Here is a 20,127-nt window from a genome sequence, read left to right as displayed (position 1 = left end):
AACCACGATTGTGTAAGACAATCAAAAAATTAAAAGAAAGTAACAATCAGATGAAGCTTACATAAGATTATGTAAATTTTATAACCATTAAAAAACAGATTAAAGAACTATGAAAATTTTAAAGAAAGCAATAACCTTAAATGTAGGTTTGGTGTTGATGGGTTCTGCAGTTTTTGCTCAAAATTTAAATGACGCGAAAAAAGCCATTGATGCTGAACAATATCAGAAAGCATCATCAATGCTTAAATCTTTAGTAAACTCTCAGGCGTCTAATGGTGATAATTATTACAATTTAGGCTTAGTTTATTTAAAAACCGGATATATCGATTCAGCGAGAGCGGTATTTAATAAAGGTGTAGCGGCTGATGCTAAAAATGCATCTAATTATGCTGGTTTAGGAGAAGCAGATTTATTATCAAACAACCCAACATCTGCTAAAACAAATTTTGATAAAGCTGTTGCAGCTGCACCAAAAGATTATAAAACTTACTTAGCAATTGGTAAAGCATATTTAGCTCAGGATAAACCTAGCGAAGATGTATCCAAACCTGATTTTGCAAGTGCTTTAGCTAATTTAACTAAGGCAGATGAACTTGATGCTAAAGACAAGGATGCAGAAGTTTTTATCGGTTTAGGTGATGCTTACGCACTGCAAAAGAAAAATTCTGAGGCAATTACACCTTATTTCCGTGTTGGAGATATCGATCCTACAAACAGAAGAGCTAAAACTCAGGTAGGTAAAATGTATAAGGAATCTCGTGCTTTTCCAGAAGGAGAAAAAGAACTACAGGAAGTAATTGCAGCTGATGCTAATTATGGGCCAGCTTACCGCGAATTGGGAGAGCTTTACTTACAGTGGAGTAGCTTTGGAACGGATAAGGAAAAAGCAGCAAAAGCTACTGAGTTGTATAAAAAGTATCTTGATTTAACAGATAAATCTTTAGAATCTCAATTGCGTTACATGCAATTCTTATTCTATGCAAAGGATTATAAAGCTTTAGAGCAGGTTGCATCATCAATTCAGGTTCCTGCAAATGATCCAAAAGGAATTATTGTTTCCAGATTAAAAGGTTGGTCAGCTTATGAGAATAAAAACTATCCTCAGGCATTGACTAACATGACTGAATACTTTGCAAAACAAAAAGATACTACAAAAATTCTTGGGTTTGATTACCTTTATTTAGGTAAGGCGCAATTAAAAGCAGGACAGGATAGTTTAGCCTTAATTAATATTAGTAAAGCTGTTGCTAAGGATTCTACGAATACTGATGCGTTGGCAGAAGTAGCTAAAACTTTCTTTGATGCTAAAAAATATGCAAAATCAGCTGCTATTTATGATAAAGTAATTGCAGCTAGCCCGAATGGTAAAGGTGTTTTATATAGCTATTTTTATAATGGGTTAGCATATTATTTTGAATACGCCAGTCAGTATTCTGCTAAGAAAAATCCATCAAAGGATTTGTTAGTTAAAGCAGATTCTTCTATTGCTAAGGTTGCCCAATTATCTCCGGAAACTACAGATGCATATTTGTATAGAGCTAGAGTTAATAGCTTGTTAGATGATGATAAAGCACCAAAAGGATTAGCGTTACCATTTTTTGAAACTTTTATTCAAAAAGTAACAGAGAAACCAGAATTGGTTACACCTAATGCTAGGAAATTATCAGAAGCATATGATAATTTAGGAGGCTTCTATTTCAATAGCGATAAAGCAAAAGCGAAAGAATATTTCGACAAAAGTGTAGCTGTTTATCCAACAGGAACATTTGCTGCAGCGAAATTAAAAGAATTAGCTGCACCAGCTCCAAAAGGAAAAGGTAAATAATTACAACAGTTAAATAATTTAGAAAAGGCAGAGTTTGGTTACTCTGCCTTTTTGTTTTACTTTTGCATCAGAAAATAAAGATTATGCAAGCGCAAAGTACCTCTATAGATTTTTTACCAATTATATTTCAAGTAATCGTTGCTTTAGGTTTTGTAGTAACCACTTTGGTTGCAACGCACTTTTTAGGTCCAAAACGTAAAACAAGTGATAAGTTAGAAGTTTTCGAGGCTGGAGTTAAATCAGTAGGTAATGCCCGTCAACCATTTTCTATTAAATATTTCGTTGTTGCGATCCTTTTTGTATTGTTTGATATTGAGGTTATCTTTATGTATCCATGGGCGGTAAACTTTAGGGCATTAAGAATGGATGGTATGATCGAAATGTTCATTTTTATGGGAACACTTCTGTTAGGTTTTATCTACGTAATTAAGAAAAAGGTGCTAGACTGGAACTAATTCAGACGGCAGTTGGCAATTTTTATTTTAAAAAATACGAACTGAAAACAGATAACTGTGAACTGAAAACGAACCGTGTATCAATTACACTTACTTATAGCGATTTCATTTATTTAGAAAGGTTCTAAATCGAGTTAATCTAGTTTGATTGCCTTTAAAATATTGTAAATTTGTTGCTCATTCTGCAAAGGGGTGAGCATTTTTTGTTTGAAAACATGAGTGAAATTAATATAGTTGATGCGCCTCCAGGAACCGAAGGACCTGGTTATTTTGCCACCTCTTTAGATAAAGTGATTGGTTTGGCTCGTTCAAATTCATTATGGCCATTGCCATTCGCAACATCTTGTTGTGGAATCGAATTTATGGCAACCATGGGTTCTCACTACGATTTAGGTCGTTTCGGTGCAGAACGTTTGAGTTTTTCTCCACGCCAGGCAGATGTTTTAATGGTAATGGGAACTATCGCAAAGAAGATGGCTCCTGTATTAAAACAAGTTTATATCCAAATGGCAGAGCCGCGTTGGGTTATGGCTGTTGGTGCTTGTGCAAGTAGCGGAGGTATTTTCGATACATATTCTGTTTTGCAGGGTATTGATGAGGTTATTCCGGTTGATGTTTATGTTCCGGGTTGCCCACCAAGACCAGAAGCTATTTTAGATGGTTTCCAGCGCATTCAAGATTTGGTTAGAAACGAATCTGGTAGAAGAAGAAACTCTGATTATTACAAAGAACTTTTAGGGCAATATGGTATCAAATAATGGAAGAAACAACGCTAAATAACGACATACATGCTAAACTTGTAGAAAAGTTTGGTGATAAAGTTACGGCTGTTTCTGAACCTTATGGTTTGTTAACTTTTGTAACCTACAAGGATGTTATCGTAAATGTGCTTTCACATTTAAAAGAAGAATTAAAATTTAATTTCTTAACTGATATTACCGCTGTTCACTACCCTGGTCAAGATCATGGTATCGCAGTAGTTTACCATTTAAATAATATGGTAGAACGAGTGAGAATCAGAATTAAGGTTTTCATTTCTGAACAAAATCCAACTATCCCAACTGCAACAACAGTTTGGAAAGGTGCAAATTGGATGGAGCGTGAAACATATGATTTTTTTGGAGTTGATTTTGAAGGACATCCTGATTTACGCCGTATTTTAAATATGGATGATTTAGGTGTGCATCCGATGTTGAAACAATATCCATTGGAAGACCCAAATAGAGTAGATAAAAAAGACGAATTTTTTGGAAGGTAAACCCCCTTGCCCATAAAGGGGAATTGGAATAGAATATATAAGTAAATAATTAACAAATTTGAAAGGAGTTCCGGTTTTCGGAATTAAGGTCTATGAATCATAACCATCCGGTATTTACAGATAACGACCCGCAAAGTGAGCTGGTAACCTTAAATTTAGGTCCAACGCACCCTGCAACACACGGTGTTTTCCAAAACGTTTTGCAATTAGATGGCGAACGTATTGTAAGCGGCGTTTCTACAATTGGGTACATTCACCGTGCTTTCGAAAAGATTGCCGAACATCGCCCGTTTTATCAAATTACGCCACTAACCGACCGTTTAAATTATTGCTCTTCTCCTATTAACAATATGGGCTGGCACATGACGGTTGAGAAATTGTTGAATATCCAAATGCCAAAACGTGTAGATTATCTTCGCGTTATCATTATGGAACTTTCACGTATTGCCGACCATATTATCTGTAACACAATTATTGGTCAGGATACTGGAGCAACAACAACTTTCCTTTACCTTTTCCAGTTCCGGGAACATATTTACGAAATTTTTGAGGAGGTTTGTGGTGCTCGTTTAACTACGAATATTGGTCGTATTGGTGGTTTCGAAAGAGATTTCAATGAGATTGCCTTTGCTAAAATCAATAAATTTTTAAAAGAGTTTCCTGTTGCGTTAAAGGAATTTGAAAACCTTTTAACGCGTAACCGTATTTTCATCGATAGAACTGCTGGTGTTGCAGAAGTAACAAAAGAAGCTGCTTTAGAATACAGTTGGACTGGTCCTTTACTTCGTGCAGCAGGTGTAGATTACGATGTTCGTGTAGCGGATCCATATTCTTCTTATCAGGATTTCGATTTTGAAGTTCCGGTGGGTACGAGTGGTGATATTTACGACAGATATTTGGTGCGTAACGAGGAGATGTGGCAGAGTTTACGTATTATTGAGCAAGCGGTTGTGAAATTAAAAACAGAACCTAAAGGGATTTTCCATGCTGATGTTCCTGATTTTTATCTTCCTCCAAAACAAGAAGTTTACAATAATATGGAAGCATTAATCTATCACTTTAAAATTGTGATGGGCGAAATTGATGCACCAAAAGCAGAAGTTTATCACGCTGTAGAAGGCGGAAATGGTGAGCTAGGTTTCTATCTGATTAATGATGGTGGCCGTACGCCTTATCGTTTACACTTTCGCAGACCAAGTTTTATAAATTACCAAATGTTTGCACCGATGAGTGAGGGTATGTTATTATCCGATGCCATTATAAACATGAGTAGTATGAATATTATTGCAGGAGAATTAGATGCTTAAAGTAGAAGAACAAACACCTGTAGAGTTTTCATCAGAATTGCTGGCCAAATTTGATGAAATTAAGACGCGTTACCCAGCCGATAAAAGTAAATCAGCTTTGCTACCATTGTTACACTTGGTACAGGCAGAATATCTTTGGGTTCCTACATCAGCGATGGATAAAATTGCTGAATATTTAGATATTCAGCCGATTGAAGTTTACGAGGTAGCCACTTTTTACACCATGTACTTCTTAAAACCACAAGGTAAATACGCTTTGGAGGTTTGCCGTACTGGTCCTTGCTGCCTGGTTGGCGCAGAGAAAATATTAAGCCACTTAGAAGATAAGTTAGGTGTTAAAGAAGGCGAAGTTACGGCAGATGGTTTATTCAGCTTTAGAGGAGTGGAGTGTTTGGCTGCCTGTGGTTTTGGTCCGGTGTTACAAATTAGCCCGGAATATACTTTCTACGAAAACCTTACTGAGGCAAGTGTAGATAAACTGATTGAAGATTTGAAAAATAAATAACCCCCGGCTCCCTTAAGGGGGAGTTTACAAACGAGGGGAAAATAATCCCCTTTAGGGGATTTAGGGGTATAAATAAATGAGTCGCAAATTATTACTTGAGCATATAAACGTACCGGGCATCAATACCCTTGAGGTCTATCGCCAAAAAGGCGGGTACCGTGCTGTGGAAAAAGCTCTTAAAACTTTAACACCTGAAGAGATTGTTGAAGAAGTTAAGAAATCAGGCTTACGCGGTCGTGGTGGTGCGGGTTTCCCTACCGGGATGAAATGGAGCTTTTTGGCTAAGCCAGAAGGAGTTGCACGCTATTTGGTTTGTAACGCTGATGAATCTGAGCCGGGAACTTTCAAGGACCGTTACTTGATGACATACATCCCTCATGCTTTAATTGAGGGTATGATTGTTTCGAGTTTTGCCTTAGGTGCAAAGGTTTCATACATCTACGTTCGTGGAGAAATGATGCCTCAAATCCGTATCTTGGAAAAAGCAATTGCGGAAGCAAAAGCTGCAGGATGGTTGGGTAAAAATATTTTAGGAACAGGTTACGATTTAGAATTATATGTTCAGCCGGGCGGTGGCGCTTACATTTGTGGCGAGGAAACTGCTTTATTAGAATCACTCGAAGGTAAAAGAGGTAATCCAAGAATTAAACCGCCATTTCCTGCTATAGCAGGTTTATATGGTTGCCCAACGGTAGTTAATAACGTAGAGTCGATTGCTGCAGTGGTGCCAATTATTAACGATGGTGGCGAAGAATATGCAAAAATTGGTATCGGTAGAAGTACAGGTACAAAATTAATATCAGCATCGGGTAACTTAGTAAAGCCAGGTGTTTACGAAATAGAATTAGGCTTACCAGTTGAAGAATTTATCTATTCTGATGAATATTGTGGTGGTATTGCTAACGGAAAACGTTTGAAAGCAACGGTTGCAGGTGGTTCATCGGTACCCGTTTTGCCAGCTAATTTGACATTAAAATACGCCAATGGCGAACCACGCTTAATGAGTTATGAATCTTTATCTGAAGGTGGATTTGCTACAGGAACTATGATGGGTTCTGGTGGTTTTATTGCCTTTGATGAAGACCAGTGTATCGTTCGTAATACCTGGAATTTCTCTCGCTTTTATCACCACGAAAGTTGCGGACAATGTTCGCCTTGCCGTGAAGGTACTGGTTGGATGGAAAAAGTATTACACAAAATTGAGCATGGCCATGGTACGATGGATGATGTGGATTTACTTTGGGATATTCAGCGCAAAATTGAAGGAAATACCATTTGTCCATTAGGTGATGCAGCAGCATGGCCGGTGGCGAGTGCAATTCGTCATTTCAGAGACGAATTTGAATGGCACATTAAAGAGCCGGTTAAGAGTCAACAACAAAATTATGGTATTGCGAATTATGCAGTGCCAATAGAAAAAGCTGTTGAAGTAAAAAATGAAAATTAAAAAGTAATGTCACCGCCTCGTTTCGTGTCCTCACGGAACAAAAGCATAAATTGGTTGGTGGAGACACTAACCATGGCGAGAAAATAAAGACTGCTTCGTGCCTCGCAACGAGGGCATAAAGTATAAAAAAAAGATTATCATTAACCATGAGTGAAAAAGTTAAGGTTACGATAGACGGGATAACAGTAGAGGTTGATAACGGAACCACTATCCTAAATGCTGCAAGGCAAATTGGAGGTGATATTGTTCCACCAGCAATGTGCTATTATTCTAAGTTAGAAGGCAGTGGTGGTAAATGCCGTACCTGTATTGTTAAGGTAACAAAAGGTTCGGAAAAAGACCCTCGCCCAATGCCAAAATTGGTGGCATCTTGCCGTACAACTGTAATGGATGGCATGGAAGTGCTCAACATTACTTCGCCGGAAGTTTTGGAGGCTCGTGCAGGCGTGGTAGAAATTTTATTAATTAACCACCCCTTAGATTGCCCGGTTTGCGACCAGGCTGGCGAGTGTGATTTACAAAATTTAGGTTATGAGCACGGTTTGCAGAAAACTCGTTACGAGTTCGAACGTCGTACTTTTGATCGTATTGATATTGGTGATAAAATTCAGTTGCACATGAATCGTTGTATTCTGTGTTACCGTTGTGTTTTTACTGCAGACCAGATTACCAACAAACGTGTTCATGGGATTTTAAACCGTGGCGACCACTCAGAAATCTCTACTTATATTCAACAGGCAGTTGATAATGATTTCTCTGGAAATGTGATTGATGTTTGTCCTGTGGGTGCTTTAACTGATAGAACTTTCCGTTTCAAGAACCGGGTTTGGTTTACCAAACCAGTTGATGCGCATCGCAACTGCGACCATGAAAAGTGCAATGGTAAAGTAACTCTTTGGTATAAAGGCGAAGATGTTCTACGTGTTACGGCTCGTAAAGACCAATTTGGTGAAGTTGAAGAATTTATCTGTAACACTTGTCGTTTTGATAAAAAAGCAACTTCAGATTGGACTATTGAACACCCAACACATATAAATGATACTTCGGTAATTGCATCTAACCATTACGAAACATTAAAACCACTCCCGGTAATTAAGCCAAATGCGGCATTACAGGCAGCGAACGAAATTGAATTACATAAAACAGTAAAATACTAATGGATACAGGTTTTATCATAGAAAAATTTATTCTGGTAGCTGTAATTTTCGGTATCAGTTTAGTCGTGGCCATGTATTCTACGTATGCAGAACGTAAGGTTGCTGCCTATTTGCAAGACCGTTTAGGTCCGGATAGAGCAGGTCCTTTTGGTATTTTGCAGCCTTTAGCCGATGGTGTTAAAATGTTTATGAAAGAGGAAATTATCCCGACATCATCAAACAAATGGTTATTTATTATCGGCCCCGGTTTAGCATTGCTTTGCGCCTGTATTGGTACAGCCGTTATTCCATGGGGTAGCCCAATGGAAATTGGCGGTAAATTGGTTCCATTACAAGTTGCCGATATTAATGTTGGTGTTTTATACATTTTCGGAGTGGTTTCTTTAGGTGTTTATGGCGTGATGATAGGTGGTTGGGCATCGAATAACAAGTACTCTTTATTGAGCGCTATTCGTGCGGCATCTCAAAATATCAGTTATGAAATTGCAATGGGCTTGTCTATTATCGCTTTGCTTTTAATGACCAATACCTTAAGCCTAAAAGAAATTGTTGACCAGCAACATGGCTGGCACTGGAATGTGTTATATCAACCGCTGGGATTTTTAATTTTCATGGTTTGTTCTTTTGCTGAAACTAACCGTGCCCCTTTCGATTTACCAGAGTGTGAAACGGAGCTAATTGGTGGTTACCATACAGAGTATTCATCAATGAAATTGGGTTTCTATCTATTTGCTGAATACATCAATATGTTTGTATCATCAGCTGTAATGGCAACTTTATATTTTGGAGGATATAACTATCCAGGAATGGATTCGATGGCCGTTTGGCTAGGTCCAACGTGGGCACCACTTTTTGGTACAGCTGTTTTATTCGCTAAAATTGTTTTCTTCATCTTTTTCTTTATGTGGGTACGTTGGACAATCCCTCGTTTCCGTTATGACCAATTGATGAATTTAGGCTGGAAAGGCCTAATACCTTTGGCTATTGCCAATATTATAATAACAGGAATTGTGATTGCGATTATAGAGAAATTTTAAACCCTCGGCTCCTAAAGGGGAGAACAAGGAGGAAAAACAAGAGTTAAAAAACCTTTTAGGTTTAAATATAGGATTTACAGAGGTATTAAAGAGCCTCATTTGGGGTTTGGAGTTATGGAATCATTAAGTAACAAGAAAAAAGTACTAGAACAAAAGCCATTGAGCTTTATGGAGCGTATGTACCTACCTGCAATTGCAAAGGGTATGGGCATTACCATTAGTCACTTATTCAAAAAGGAGGCTACAATAAGATATCCTGAGGTAGAACGCGAATTTTCTGCTAATTTTAGAGGAATGCACTCGCTTAAACGTGATGAGAACGGAAAGGAGCGTTGTACGGCCTGTGGTTTATGCGCATTATCTTGTCCGGCTGAAGCGATTACCATGATTGCTGCTGAACGTAAAAATGAAGAGAAGCATTTATATCGTGAAGAGAAATATGCTGCAACTTATGAAATTAACATGTTGCGTTGTATTTTCTGCGGATTATGTGAGGAAGCTTGTCCGAAAGAGGCTATTTATTTAGATGGACCGATTGTTCCTGCCGATTATCTGCGTAAAGATTTCATTTACGGGAAAGACAAATTGGTAGAAGCGCCGTTGGAGATGAAAAAATAAAAGATGGTTCGTGAGCACACGAACCATGGAATAAATTGTTATCCTGAGCTTGTTGAAGGACTAAACAAAAATGGCTTTTAAGCCTCGGTTCGTATTTCACGAAACGTAATATCAATGATGGTTTGTGGAGAAACAAACCATGGAACATAAACAAATAACAAATTAATGAGTACACAAGTATTCTATTTCGTAGCCACATTAAGTATCATCTTTTCGCTGATGGTGATTTTTGCAAAAAATCCAATTCACAGTGTATTGTACTTAATCCTTACCTTTTTCACCTTCACGGTACATTACGTATTGTTGAATGCGCAGTTTTTGGCCGTTGTAAATTTCATTGTTTACATGGGCGCCATCATGGTATTATTCCTATTTGTACTGATGCTGCTTAATCTCAATAATGAAACCGAGCCATCAAAATCGCCATTGATTAAAATTGTAGGTGTAATTGCAGGTTGTTGTTTAGCTGTAACCTTAGTTGGTTCATTTAAGGCAGCAAGCATTAACAGCCCGCTAGTTTTAAAAAATCAGGGATTAGGTTTAGTAGAAAACTTAGGGAAAGAGCTTTTTGGGCCATTTTTATTGCCATTCGAATTATCATCTCTATTACTATTGGCAGCAATGGTTGGAGCCGTTTTATTATCTAAAAGAGATGAGGTAGAAGCATAATGGAAAATTTAACTACACAAATGGCAGGCGTTCCGCTAAATCACTACATTTATTTATGTGCAATTATTTTCACGATAGGTGTAATTGGCGTGTTAACCCGCAGAAATGCAATCGTAATCTTTATGTCGGTTGAGCTGATGTTAAACGCGGTAAACTTACTTTTAACTGCTTTTTCAGTGCATAGCAACGACCCATCAGGACAAGTTTTCGTATTCTTTATTATGGCGCTCGCGGCTGCAGAAGTTGCAGTTGGTTTGGCGATTATCGTAATGGTTTACAGAAATACGAAATCGATAGATATTAATGTTTTAAATCGCCTTAAGTGGTAAATATATATTAAGAATGACAATAGAACAATTGATTTGGTTAGTTCCTTTGCTACCTCTTTTAGGGTTTGTAATTAATGGACTGGGCAGAAACTCTTTATCTAAAGGACTTGTTGGCATCATTGGAAGTGGCGTAATTTTAGCCTCTTTCCTAATCAGCGTAGTTATTTTCTTTAGCTTACAAGGCGATACACAAAAATCTCACGAAGTATTTTTATTCGATTGGATTAGCGCAGGAACATTGCACATTCCACTATCTTTCTTGGTTGACCCATTAAGTTCAATCATGCTTTTGATTATCACTGGAATTGGTTTCTTAATCCATTTATATTCTACAAGCTACATGCATGATGATGCAGGGTTTGGTAAATTTTTCTCTTATCTGAATCTGTTTGTATTCTTTATGCTCTTATTGGTATTAGGTTCAAACTATATCGTAATGTTTATCGGTTGGGAGGGTGTAGGTTTGTGCTCATACCTGCTAATCGGTTTCTGGTACACCAACAGCGCTTATGCATCAGCAGCTAAAAAAGCTTTTGTAATGAACCGTATTGGTGATTTGGGCTTTTTGTTAGGTGTATTCTTAATGTTCAACTTTTTCGGAAGTTTAGAGTTTTCTAAAATATTTCCTCAAGCAGCGAATATGTTACCAGGTAATAATACCTTGGTTTTAATTACCATCTTATTATTTATTGGTGCCTGCGGTAAATCGGCACAGTTACCATTATTTACCTGGTTACCCGATGCGATGGCTGGACCAACACCTGTTTCTGCATTAATTCACGCAGCAACGATGGTAACCGCTGGTATTTACATGATTGCCCGTTCAAGCGTATTGTTCGACCTTGCTCCATTAACGCAGCACATTATTGCCATTATCGGGGCTGCAACAGCTTTAGTAGCCGCAATTATTGCTTTAACACAAACAGATATTAAAAAAGTATTGGCTTATTCAACCGTATCCCAATTGGGTTACATGTTTTTAGGCTTAGGCGTTGGTGCTTATACAGGTTCATTCTTCCACGTATTAACTCACGCATTCTTTAAAGCTTTATTATTCTTGGGAGCAGGTTCTGTTATTCATGCCATGCATCACGAACAAGATATGCGCCACATGGGTGGATTGAGAAAGAAACTTCCGGTAACTTTCTTAACCATGATGATTGGTACGATTGCCATTGCAGGTTTGCCTCCATTCTCGGGTTTCTTTTCTAAGGATGAAATTTTAGCACATGCTTTCCAATACAGTCCCATACTTTGGGGTATTGGTGTGTTAACCGCATTCTTAACCGCGTTTTACATGTTTAGAATGATGTTCTTAACTTTTTCTGGAAAATATAGAGGAACCCATCACGAAGAAAGTCATGTTCATGAGTCGCCAGCAGCAATGACTACACCGTTAGTGATTTTAGCGATTTTAGCAGCAATTGGTGGAGCGATAAATATCCCTCACGTTTTCGGTGGAAACGAATGGTTAGCACACTGGTTGGCTGGGGCAGGCGTTGCACAACATGAATTAGACCTAAGCCATTCTACAGAATATGCTTTAATGGGCACTTCGGTAGTTGCAGCTATAGTTGCATTGCTTTATGCTTACAGCAGATATGTAAAAGGTGCACATATTCCTGTTGCTGATCAGGCGCCACGTTCTGCACTTGCCAAATTATCTTACAACAAATTCTATTTTGATGAGATTTACGATTTCATCATTACAAAACCATTAGATGCACTTTCGAAATTCTTCTACAGAATTATTGATACTAAGTTTATCGATGGAATCGTAAACGGCTTAGGTTGGAGTACAAACGAGGCGAGTAAAGGTATTCGTTTACTACAAAGTGGAAACGTAGGTTTCTATATATTTATGATGGTATTTGGTATCGTCGCATTGCTGTTATATACATTTTTATACATATAAAAAGGGTTCAAAAATAAATAATGGAACAACTTTTACTACTTATATTTCTTCCACTTGCAGGTGCTATTCTAACAGCTTTTGCAGGTAAATCGGCTAAAATAGTTTCTACCGTAATTTCAGTAGTTTCTTTAGGTTTGGCTTTGTTCATGGCTTGTAACTTCATTCCAAATGCAAGTACACAGTTCGAAGTAAATCTACCTTGGATTGCTGATTTGGGCATTCATTTTCATGCAGGTATCGATGGTATTAGTATGTTGGTCGTTTTGCTAACAAATCTATTAATTCCGATTATTATTTTATCGAGTTATAAAAACGATTATAAAAATCCATCGGCTTTTTATGCACTAATTCTATTTATGCAAGCTGGATTATTATTGGTGTTTACCGCAATGGATGCTTTCTTATTCTACATTGGATGGGAGGCAGCGTTAATTCCAATCTACTTTATCTGTGCGTTTTGGGGAGGAAAAGATAGAATTCGCATTAACATGAAGTTCTTCGTTTACACGATAGCGGGCTCATTGTTCATGTTGGTGGGGATTATTTATTTGTATCTTCAAAATCCGGCTCACAATTTTGAAATTGCAGAATTTTATAAATTAAGCTTAGATAGCGCACAACAAGGATGGATTTTCTGGGCTTTCTTTATTGCTTTCGCGATTAAGATGCCGATTTTTCCTTTCCATACCTGGCAGCCAGATACCTATACAGCAGCACCTACACAAGGAACCATGTTGTTATCGGGTATTATGTTGAAAATGGGTATTTATGGCGTTATCAGATGGTTACTTCCTATTGTTCCGGCTGGTGTTCAAGATTGGTCTTGCTTAGCCATGATACTTTCTATCATTGGTATTGTTTATGCATCACTAATTGCTTTCACTCAAAAAGATGCGAAACGCTTAGTCGCTTATTCATCAATTGCTCACGTTGGATTAATTTCCGCAGGTATTTTTGCATTAAACCAACAAGGTATGCAAGGAGCGATGGTTCAAATGTTGAGTCATGGTATTAATGTGGTCGGTTTATTCTTTGTGCTGGATATTATCTTCTCCAGAACTAAAACCAATAAAATTGAAGAATTGGGTGGTATTGCCAAATCAGCGCCACAGTTGGCAATCGTTTTCTTGATCATTGTTTTAGGAACCGTAGCATTACCCGGAACAAACGGCTTTATTGGCGAGTTCTTGTTATTGATGGGCGTTTACAATTACGGCATTTGGGCTGCAGCTATCGCAGGATTAACCATCATTTTCGGGGCTGTTTACATGTTGCGTATGTATCAAAACGTAATGCTTGGCAAAACCAACGAATTAACGATTACATTCACCGATATTCAGGGAACTGAAAAGTTGGTACTTTATATCATTTGTGCTTTGATTATTATTTTGGGTGTTTATCCTAAGCCATTATTGCACTTAACAGAGGCATCTGTACAACATTTATTAGAACAGGTAAATCAAAAATTAACATCAGTAAAATAAGCAATGAATATTATCATAACCATTAGTATAACAGCTTTTATAGTACTTTATGCAGGTTTGTTTAAAGCAAATAAAGCATTATTGCCGCTTACCGTTGTTGGCTTACTTACTGCATTGGGATTTACTTTTGCTGCTTGGAATGGCAATGCCGTTCACTTCGGCATGATGCAAACCGATAACTTCGCTTTGGCATTTTCCGGCGTTTGTATCATCGGAACACTTTTAATTTTCTTGTTAACGCAAAATTATTTCCACTCGAAGAGTGATAACATTGCCGAATATTATACCCTAATTCTGTTTGCTCTGGCGGGGATGATTATGATGGTGTCTTATAAAAACATGGCGATGTTGTTCGTAGGATTGGAAATCATGTCGGTAAGTTTATATATCCTTGCCGGAATCCGTAAAAAGGATTTTGCATCGAACGAGGCCTCGTTAAAGTATTTCTTAATGGGTGCCTTCTCTACAGGGTTCTTATTATTTGGTATTACATTAATTTATGGTGCTTCTGGTTCATTCGATTTAGATAAAATTCAGGCTTACCTTGTAGATAACAGCAAATCAATTTCACCTATTTTTTATCCTGGTGTGATTCTGATGATGATTGGCTTGTGCTTTAAAGTTGGGGCTGCACCTTTCCATTTCTGGACACCAGATGTGTATGAAGGTTCGCCTACTTTGATAACGACTTTCATGAGTACAGTGGTTAAAACTGCTGGTTTTGCGGCCTTCTTAAGATTATTTGCTGATGTATTTGCTCCAATTCACGATTTTTGGGTGGTGCCATTAATCGTTATTGTTTGTTTAACCTTATTTATTGGTAACGTTACAGCTTTGTTTCAAAAGAACTTCAAGCGTATGCTGGCTTATTCAAGTATTTCTCACGCAGGATACTTGTTGTTCTCTCTGGTTGTTTTGAGTGCAAACTCAGAAAACAATGTTTTGGTTTATGCAGCAGCTTATACTTTTGCCTCAATCATTGCATTTGCCGTATTAATATTGGTGAAACAGAAAACGGGTAGCGATAGCTTTGAAAGTTTCAACGGCTTAGGTAAGAAGAATCCGTTAGTGGCTTTATCACTTACTATTGCGATGCTATCGCTAGCTGGTATTCCTTTAACGGCTGGTTTTATTGGTAAGTATTTGATGTTCCTAAACGTGATGGGCGAGTACCAAACGCTTTTAGTGGCTTTTGCAATTTTAAACGCTTTAGTTGGTTTCTACTATTATTTCAAGGTTATAGTCGCCATGTGGTTTAAAGATGGAGCAGAAATCGAACTTTCTACACCAGCTCAGTATAAAATTGTTTTACTCATTTCAGTAGCAATTACACTTATTTTGGGTATTTATCCTGCAATTATTTTAAACCTGATATAGGTATGCACTTGTTAGAGAATTATTTGTAGTTTTACAAATAATAGAATATGCACGATTTTTGGAATAACCTGCATCACCTGATTGACCCCGAGAAATTATTGAGGGAGGGCGGTTTCTATCTTGTTGTATTTGTTATCTATGCCGAAACTGGTCTTTTCTTTGGCTTTTTTCTTCCAGGCGATTATTTACTTTTTTTAGCTGGAATGTTTGTGGCAACCGGTAAGCTTGATGTAAACATTGCTGTTCTTTTGGCAGGTTTATGTATAGCTGCAATTTCTGGTAATTTTACAGGTTATTGGTTCGGGCGAAAAACTGGCCCCGTACTGTACACAAGAAAAGACAGTTTTTTCTTCAAAAAGAGATATTTAAAGGCTGCTGAAGAATATTATAATAAACAAGGAGCTTTTGCGCTAATTATGGGCAGATTTGTACCTATAGTTAGAACTTTTGCACCGATTTTTGCTGGTGTAGTAAAATTGGATTTTAAGAAGTTCGCCCTTTACAACATAACAGGTGGTGTACTTTGGATTTGCTCACTAACATTACTTGGCTATTTTTTAGGCAAACGATTCGAAAAAGAAATTAACGATTACTTACTATATATTATTATTGGCTTTATCCTTATCACAACTATCCCTTTATTGATTACCTTTGTAAAAAGTAAAGTAAAAAGCCCCGAAGAGGAAAAAGAAGATCTAAATTAAAATGGCAAAAGACGAAACCCACGCATGGCACAGCGTATCACCAGGAAAAAACGTTCCTGAAATTGTAAACGCAATCATTGAAATTCCAAAAGGCTCAAAAGCCAAATACGAAATAGATAAAGAATCTGGTTTAATTAAGTTAGACAGAGTTCTTTTTTCATCCGTAATGTACCCTGCTAATTATGGTTTTATTCCGCAAACTTATTGCGATGATAAAGATCCGTTAGACATTTTGGTGCTTTGCTCGGTAGATGTTTATCCAATGACACTTATCGAAGCAAAAGTTGTTGGTGTGATGCACATGGTTGATAATGGCGAGCAAGATGATAAAATTATTGCAGTCGCAGCACACGATATGTCTGTTAACTATATCAACGATTTGGATGAATTACCTCCACATCAAATGAAAGAGATCGTTCGTTTCTTTCAGGATTATAAAGCATTAGAAGAGAAAAATGTAACTATCGAACATTTACTTGGTGTTCGTTATGCGCATAAAGTTATTAAAGAAAGTATAGAACTTTATAATACAACATTTAGAGAATTAGCTTAATGGATTTACCCACGGTTTGCTTGTTTTTAAATTTTAAATTAAGCGCAATCCTTCCATCAACAAATTTAGCGATGGTTGCCTTAGAGGAAGCTGATACTTCATCGGTTGGGTGGCGATTAATTTTTGCCCTATTTTTAGTATTATTAAATGGATTTTTTGTTGCAGCTGAGTTTGCAATTGTTAAAGTTCGGGCATCTCAAATAGAAATTAAAGCAAAATCAGGAAGTCGAGTTGGCAAAATGGCTAAAACCATCATCCACAATTTGGATGGTTATTTAGCCGCAACACAATTAGGTATAACGCTTGCATCACTAGGTTTAGGTTGGGTTGGTGAAGGCGTTATGCATACTATCTTTAAAAATCTTTTTGATAGCTTACACTGGGGCTTTAGCGACGCTACGATCCATACCGCATCTACTATTTTTGCATTCTCTCTAATTACCATTATGCATATTGTGTTTGGTGAGTTAGCGCCAAAATCTTTTGCCATACAAAGACCTGTCGCTACAACCTTATTTGTGTCGGTGCCTTTGCAGATTTTTTACGTAGTTTTTAGACCATTTATATGGACTTTAAACAGCCTTGCTGCAATTATTCTTAAACCATTTGGTATAGACACTTCAGCTGGTCATGAATCTTTGCACAGTTCAGAAGAACTTCAATATTTATTAGATCAAGGTAAGGAAAGTGGTGCTTTAGATAATAACGAACATGAGTTAATTAAAAACGTTTTCGATTTTAATGAGCGTGTTGTTAAAAATATTATGGTGCCCAGAACCAAGATTTCTGGTATTGAATTAACTTCTCCAAAAGAAGAAGTTATAGATAGAATTATAAAAGAAGGTTATTCTCGTTTACCAGTTTACGATGAGATTATGGATAAAATAGTTGGTATAATCCATGCCAAGGATATTTTACCATTAGTTGCTGCTGGTAATCAACACTGGACTTTGAACGATATTATCCGTAAACCATATTTTGTCACAGAGACTAAAAAGATTAACGATTTGATGAGCGAATTGCAAAGCAATCGCATTCAAATCGCCATCGTTTTGGATGAATTTGGTGGTACAGCTGGTATGGTTACACTAGAAGATATTGTCGAAGAATTGGTTGGCGAAATTCAGGATGAGTATGATGAAGAAAAACCATTAGTGGAGAGAATATCTGATAATGAGTTCATTGTAAATGCATTTGCAACAGTTTATGATGTGAACGAACATTTACCTCATGATTTACCGGAAGACGAAGATTTCGATACAATTGGGGGGCTTGTTTCCCACGTTTTCGAGAGAATCCCTGAGGTTGGCGAGAGCAATGAATCGTATGGTTATTTGTTTACCATATTAAAAAAGACAGAACAAAATATCGAAACAATTAAATTAGAGTTGGTTATCAATAAAGGAGATATGGTTGATAATCACTAATTTCAACTATGCATATTTTTTACACGCCAGATATAACCCAATCAACTTACACCCTTAACGAAGAAGAAAGTAAACATTGCATTCGTGTTTTGCGTTTGCAAGTTGGTGCTTTAATATATTTAGTTGACGGTAAGGGTGGTTTTTATACCGCAGAAATTACTTCTGATAACCCTAAAAAAGTAAGTTTAAAAGTTCTTAATGTAGAAACTGAATATCAAAAGCGTAATCATTATTTACACATTGCAGTTGCACCAACTAAAAATATCGATCGTATAGAGTGGTTTTTGGAAAAGGCAACTGAGTTAGGCATTGATGAAATTACGCCAATTATTTCAGATAGATCTGAACGAAAGGTTGTAAAAGAAGACCGTCTAAATAAAGTAATTACCTCTGCGGTTAAGCAATCAATTAAAGCTTATCATCCTAAATTAAACGATTCAATTTCTTATGATGCATTCCTAAAACTACCTTTCGAAGGAAATAAATTAATTGCTCATTGTATCGATAATGATGGTAAAAAATATATTTCGGATTTAGTTAAACCTTATGGTCGGTATTTAATAATGATTGGCCCTGAAGGAGATTTCACACCAGGTGAAGTAAATGACGCTTTGAATAAAGGCTTTAAACCATTAACTTTAGGTGATAACAGATTACGTACAGAAACTGCTGCGTTATCTGTTTGTTTTGAAATCAATTACCTAAATCGTTAATCAGTTTGAAGTTATCAGTTTTTAATTTACTTAAATTTCGTGTATCAGCTTTAAGCTTTAGTCTTTTAGCTTTTGGCCTTTTGCTTTCTTCTTTTAGCTTTCCGCCGACTTATCGCATGGCCAAATTGAAATATAGTGGCGGCGGCGATTGGTACGCTGATAGAACGGCTTTACCAAACTTAATAGCTTTTTGCAATACCAATCTTAAAACTAATTTTTATACTGAGGAGAGTATTGTAGAAGTAGGAAGTAAAGAGTTATTTAACTTCCCTTTCGTGTACATGACAGGGCATGGAAATGTCGTTTTCAGCGAACAGGAAGTTAAAAACCTTAGGCAATATTTAACAGGTGGCGGCTTTTTGCATATTGATGATAATTATGGTTTAGATAAATTTATCAGACCCCAGATGAAGAAAGTTTTTCCTGAATTAAGTTTTGTCGAACTGCCTGCCAATCATGAATTATATAATCAAAAGTTCAAGTTTCCGGCGGGTTTGCCAAAAATTCATGAACATGACAATAAGCGACCTCAAGGTTTTGCATTGATATACAAAGGAAGGGTTGTTTGCTATTATACGTTTGAATGCGATTTAGGCAATGGCTGGGAAGATTTTGGTACATATCCCGAAGATACTCAGGAAACTCGCACGAAGGCGCTAAAAATGGGTGCAAATTTAGTTCAATACGCTTTAACTCAATAAATATGTATAAGATAAAAGTTAATGATAAATTTCCTTTCGATGTAGATCCGAGAGACTCCGATTTATTAATTAATGGAGAGTCAATTTCTATAGATATCTGCGATATAGGAATAATTTCTAATCATGTTATCTACAATAATAAATCTTTCAATACTGAATTAGTCGAAGTTAATAAAGCGGAAAAAACTTGCCTGATTAAGGTAAACGGAAATACTTATAAAGTTCAGGTAGAAGATCAGTTTGATCGATTATTAAAACAACTTGGATTAGATAATCTTGCAACAAATAAGATTGCTGAGGTAAAAGCACCTATGCCTGGTTTGGTTTTAAATGTAATTGTACAGGAAGGTGCAGAAATTAAGAAAGGCGATAATTTATTGGTACTCGAGGCGATGAAGATGGAGAATATTCTAAAATCATCAACTGATGGCGTTGTTAAAAAAGTTTTGGTAAAGCAGGGAGACAAAGTAGAAAAGAACCAGATATTGATTCAGTTTAAGTAGCTATAAAACTATCTGAACAAAAAGAGGCCCGATTTTCAGAGGGCACTGAAAAAGTCCACCCATAAAATTGTTTAAAAAAGGGAGTTAGAAACTATGTTTTCTGCTCCCTTTTTTGTATTTTAAAGGTATATTATAATACTCTT

General features: G+C 36.9%; 21 protein-coding genes. All 21 read left to right on the top strand.

All coding sequences use genetic code 11. The annotated features are described in order from the left end of the window. Positions 1 to 109 precede the first annotated feature (109 nt). Positions 110 to 1,825 (top strand): tetratricopeptide repeat protein, encoded by a 1,716-nt coding sequence (locus tag ACFOUY_RS12925; RefSeq protein ID WP_378961193.1) that lies wholly within the window; start codon positions 110 to 112, stop codon positions 1,823 to 1,825. Between the two features lie 83 nt (positions 1,826 to 1,908). Next, positions 1,909 to 2,280 (top strand): NADH-quinone oxidoreductase subunit A, encoded by a 372-nt coding sequence (locus ACFOUY_RS12920; RefSeq protein ID WP_029282018.1) that lies wholly within the window; start codon positions 1,909 to 1,911, stop codon positions 2,278 to 2,280. Between the two features lie 215 nt (positions 2,281 to 2,495). Continuing rightward, entirely contained in the window at positions 2,496 to 3,038 is a 543-nt protein-coding gene (locus ACFOUY_RS12915) for an NADH-quinone oxidoreductase subunit B (RefSeq protein WP_025146324.1), read from the top strand. Then, positions 3,038 to 3,538, top strand: a complete 501-nt coding sequence (locus ACFOUY_RS12910) for an NADH-quinone oxidoreductase subunit C (RefSeq protein ID WP_378961191.1) — start codon at positions 3,038 to 3,040, stop codon at positions 3,536 to 3,538. Before ACFOUY_RS12915 ends, ACFOUY_RS12910 begins: the two co-directional genes overlap by 1 nt. Positions 3,539 to 3,630: 92 nt before the next feature. Then, on the top strand, positions 3,631 to 4,845 hold the full coding sequence (locus tag ACFOUY_RS12905) for an NADH-quinone oxidoreductase subunit D (protein WP_378961189.1): 1,215 nt from the start codon (positions 3,631 to 3,633) through the stop codon (positions 4,843 to 4,845). Beyond that, a complete protein-coding gene (locus ACFOUY_RS12900; protein ID WP_378961187.1) occupies positions 4,838 to 5,350 on the top strand; it encodes an NADH-quinone oxidoreductase subunit NuoE family protein in 513 nt (170 codons plus the stop codon). Before ACFOUY_RS12905 ends, ACFOUY_RS12900 begins: the two co-directional genes overlap by 8 nt. A 76-nt stretch (positions 5,351 to 5,426) precedes the next feature. Then, complete coding sequence (gene nuoF, locus ACFOUY_RS12895) at positions 5,427 to 6,797, top strand: NADH-quinone oxidoreductase subunit NuoF (RefSeq protein ID WP_378961185.1); 1,371 nt, start codon at positions 5,427 to 5,429, stop codon at positions 6,795 to 6,797. 146 nt (positions 6,798 to 6,943) lie between these two features. Then, positions 6,944 to 7,954, top strand: coding sequence for a 2Fe-2S iron-sulfur cluster-binding protein (locus tag ACFOUY_RS12890; protein WP_378961183.1), 1,011 nt, complete (start codon positions 6,944 to 6,946; stop codon positions 7,952 to 7,954). After that, on the top strand, positions 7,954 to 8,991 hold the full coding sequence (nuoH, locus tag ACFOUY_RS12885; protein ID WP_378961181.1) for an NADH-quinone oxidoreductase subunit NuoH: 1,038 nt from the start codon (positions 7,954 to 7,956) through the stop codon (positions 8,989 to 8,991). Before ACFOUY_RS12890 ends, nuoH begins: the two co-directional genes overlap by 1 nt. A gap of 114 nt (positions 8,992 to 9,105) precedes the next feature. Beyond that, positions 9,106 to 9,609 (top strand): NuoI/complex I 23 kDa subunit family protein, encoded by a 504-nt coding sequence (locus ACFOUY_RS12880; protein ID WP_378961179.1) that lies wholly within the window; start codon positions 9,106 to 9,108, stop codon positions 9,607 to 9,609. Positions 9,610 to 9,774: 165 nt separating this feature from the next. After that, on the top strand, positions 9,775 to 10,278 hold the full coding sequence (locus ACFOUY_RS12875; protein WP_378961177.1) for an NADH-quinone oxidoreductase subunit J family protein: 504 nt from the start codon (positions 9,775 to 9,777) through the stop codon (positions 10,276 to 10,278). Further along, positions 10,278 to 10,607 carry an NADH-quinone oxidoreductase subunit NuoK gene (gene nuoK / locus ACFOUY_RS12870; protein ID WP_010601897.1) on the top strand — a complete coding sequence of 110 codons (330 nt, stop codon included), beginning with the start codon at positions 10,278 to 10,280 and terminating at the stop codon, positions 10,605 to 10,607. The genes ACFOUY_RS12875 and nuoK overlap by 1 nt, the downstream gene beginning before the upstream one ends. Before the next feature lie 19 nt (positions 10,608 to 10,626). After that, positions 10,627 to 12,522: an NADH-quinone oxidoreductase subunit L gene (gene nuoL / locus ACFOUY_RS12865; RefSeq protein ID WP_378961235.1), complete on the top strand. Its 1,896-nt coding sequence runs from the start codon at positions 10,627 to 10,629 to the stop codon at positions 12,520 to 12,522. Between the two features lie 20 nt (positions 12,523 to 12,542). Continuing rightward, entirely contained in the window at positions 12,543 to 14,006 is a 1,464-nt protein-coding gene (locus ACFOUY_RS12860; RefSeq protein ID WP_378961175.1) for a complex I subunit 4 family protein, read from the top strand. A gap of 3 nt (positions 14,007 to 14,009) precedes the next feature. Further along, complete coding sequence (locus ACFOUY_RS12855; protein ID WP_378961173.1) at positions 14,010 to 15,383, top strand: NADH-quinone oxidoreductase subunit N; 1,374 nt, start codon at positions 14,010 to 14,012, stop codon at positions 15,381 to 15,383. Between the two features lie 47 nt (positions 15,384 to 15,430). Next, entirely contained in the window at positions 15,431 to 16,087 is a 657-nt protein-coding gene (locus ACFOUY_RS12850; protein WP_378961171.1) for a DedA family protein, read from the top strand. 1 nt (position 16,088) lies between these two features. Next, positions 16,089 to 16,640, top strand: coding sequence for an inorganic diphosphatase (locus tag ACFOUY_RS12845; protein WP_378961169.1), 552 nt, complete (start codon positions 16,089 to 16,091; stop codon positions 16,638 to 16,640). 71 nt (positions 16,641 to 16,711) lie between these two features. Next, the gene (locus tag ACFOUY_RS12840) at positions 16,712 to 18,067 is read left to right on the top strand and encodes a hemolysin family protein (RefSeq protein WP_378961167.1); all 1,356 of its coding nucleotides are present in this window, start codon (positions 16,712 to 16,714) and stop codon (positions 18,065 to 18,067) included. Between the two features lie 8 nt (positions 18,068 to 18,075). Beyond that, positions 18,076 to 18,780, top strand: a complete 705-nt coding sequence (locus tag ACFOUY_RS12835; RefSeq protein ID WP_378961165.1) for a 16S rRNA (uracil(1498)-N(3))-methyltransferase — start codon at positions 18,076 to 18,078, stop codon at positions 18,778 to 18,780. A 116-nt stretch (positions 18,781 to 18,896) separates the two neighbouring features. Continuing rightward, positions 18,897 to 19,481, top strand: coding sequence for a DUF4159 domain-containing protein (locus ACFOUY_RS12830; RefSeq protein ID WP_378961234.1), 585 nt, complete (start codon positions 18,897 to 18,899; stop codon positions 19,479 to 19,481). A gap of 2 nt (positions 19,482 to 19,483) precedes the next feature. Continuing rightward, complete coding sequence (locus ACFOUY_RS12825; RefSeq protein WP_378961163.1) at positions 19,484 to 19,984, top strand: acetyl-CoA carboxylase biotin carboxyl carrier protein subunit; 501 nt, start codon at positions 19,484 to 19,486, stop codon at positions 19,982 to 19,984. Positions 19,985 to 20,127 lie beyond the last annotated feature (143 nt).

It is taken from the genome of Pedobacter jamesrossensis (genome assembly GCF_042650905.1).
Taxonomy (GTDB): Bacteria; Bacteroidota; Bacteroidia; order Sphingobacteriales; family Sphingobacteriaceae; genus Pedobacter; species Pedobacter jamesrossensis.
Note: the sequence above shows the minus strand (reverse complement) of the source record. Positions and strands in the feature narration are given on the sequence as shown.

Coding starts and splice junctions, on each gene's coding strand:
- ACFOUY_RS12835 (WP_378961165.1), top strand. CDS start 18,076: ATGCATATTTTTTACACGCCAGATATAACCCAATCAACTTACACCCTT.
- ACFOUY_RS12920 (WP_029282018.1), top strand. CDS start 1,909: ATGCAAGCGCAAAGTACCTCTATAGATTTTTTACCAATTATATTTCAA.
- nuoH (WP_378961181.1), top strand. CDS start 7,954: ATGGATACAGGTTTTATCATAGAAAAATTTATTCTGGTAGCTGTAATT.
- ACFOUY_RS12855 (WP_378961173.1), top strand. CDS start 14,010: ATGAATATTATCATAACCATTAGTATAACAGCTTTTATAGTACTTTAT.
- nuoK (WP_010601897.1), top strand. CDS start 10,278: ATGGAAAATTTAACTACACAAATGGCAGGCGTTCCGCTAAATCACTAC.
- ACFOUY_RS12880 (WP_378961179.1), top strand. CDS start 9,106: ATGGAATCATTAAGTAACAAGAAAAAAGTACTAGAACAAAAGCCATTG.
- ACFOUY_RS12830 (WP_378961234.1), top strand. CDS start 18,897: ATGGCCAAATTGAAATATAGTGGCGGCGGCGATTGGTACGCTGATAGA.
- ACFOUY_RS12840 (WP_378961167.1), top strand. CDS start 16,712: ATGGTTGCCTTAGAGGAAGCTGATACTTCATCGGTTGGGTGGCGATTA.
- ACFOUY_RS12900 (WP_378961187.1), top strand. CDS start 4,838: ATGCTTAAAGTAGAAGAACAAACACCTGTAGAGTTTTCATCAGAATTG.
- ACFOUY_RS12905 (WP_378961189.1), top strand. CDS start 3,631: ATGAATCATAACCATCCGGTATTTACAGATAACGACCCGCAAAGTGAG.
- ACFOUY_RS12845 (WP_378961169.1), top strand. CDS start 16,089: ATGGCAAAAGACGAAACCCACGCATGGCACAGCGTATCACCAGGAAAA.
- ACFOUY_RS12860 (WP_378961175.1), top strand. CDS start 12,543: ATGGAACAACTTTTACTACTTATATTTCTTCCACTTGCAGGTGCTATT.
- ACFOUY_RS12875 (WP_378961177.1), top strand. CDS start 9,775: ATGAGTACACAAGTATTCTATTTCGTAGCCACATTAAGTATCATCTTT.
- ACFOUY_RS12825 (WP_378961163.1), top strand. CDS start 19,484: ATGTATAAGATAAAAGTTAATGATAAATTTCCTTTCGATGTAGATCCG.
- ACFOUY_RS12890 (WP_378961183.1), top strand. CDS start 6,944: ATGAGTGAAAAAGTTAAGGTTACGATAGACGGGATAACAGTAGAGGTT.
- ACFOUY_RS12925 (WP_378961193.1), top strand. CDS start 110: ATGAAAATTTTAAAGAAAGCAATAACCTTAAATGTAGGTTTGGTGTTG.
- ACFOUY_RS12910 (WP_378961191.1), top strand. CDS start 3,038: ATGGAAGAAACAACGCTAAATAACGACATACATGCTAAACTTGTAGAA.
- ACFOUY_RS12915 (WP_025146324.1), top strand. CDS start 2,496: ATGAGTGAAATTAATATAGTTGATGCGCCTCCAGGAACCGAAGGACCT.
- ACFOUY_RS12850 (WP_378961171.1), top strand. CDS start 15,431: ATGCACGATTTTTGGAATAACCTGCATCACCTGATTGACCCCGAGAAA.
- nuoF (WP_378961185.1), top strand. CDS start 5,427: ATGAGTCGCAAATTATTACTTGAGCATATAAACGTACCGGGCATCAAT.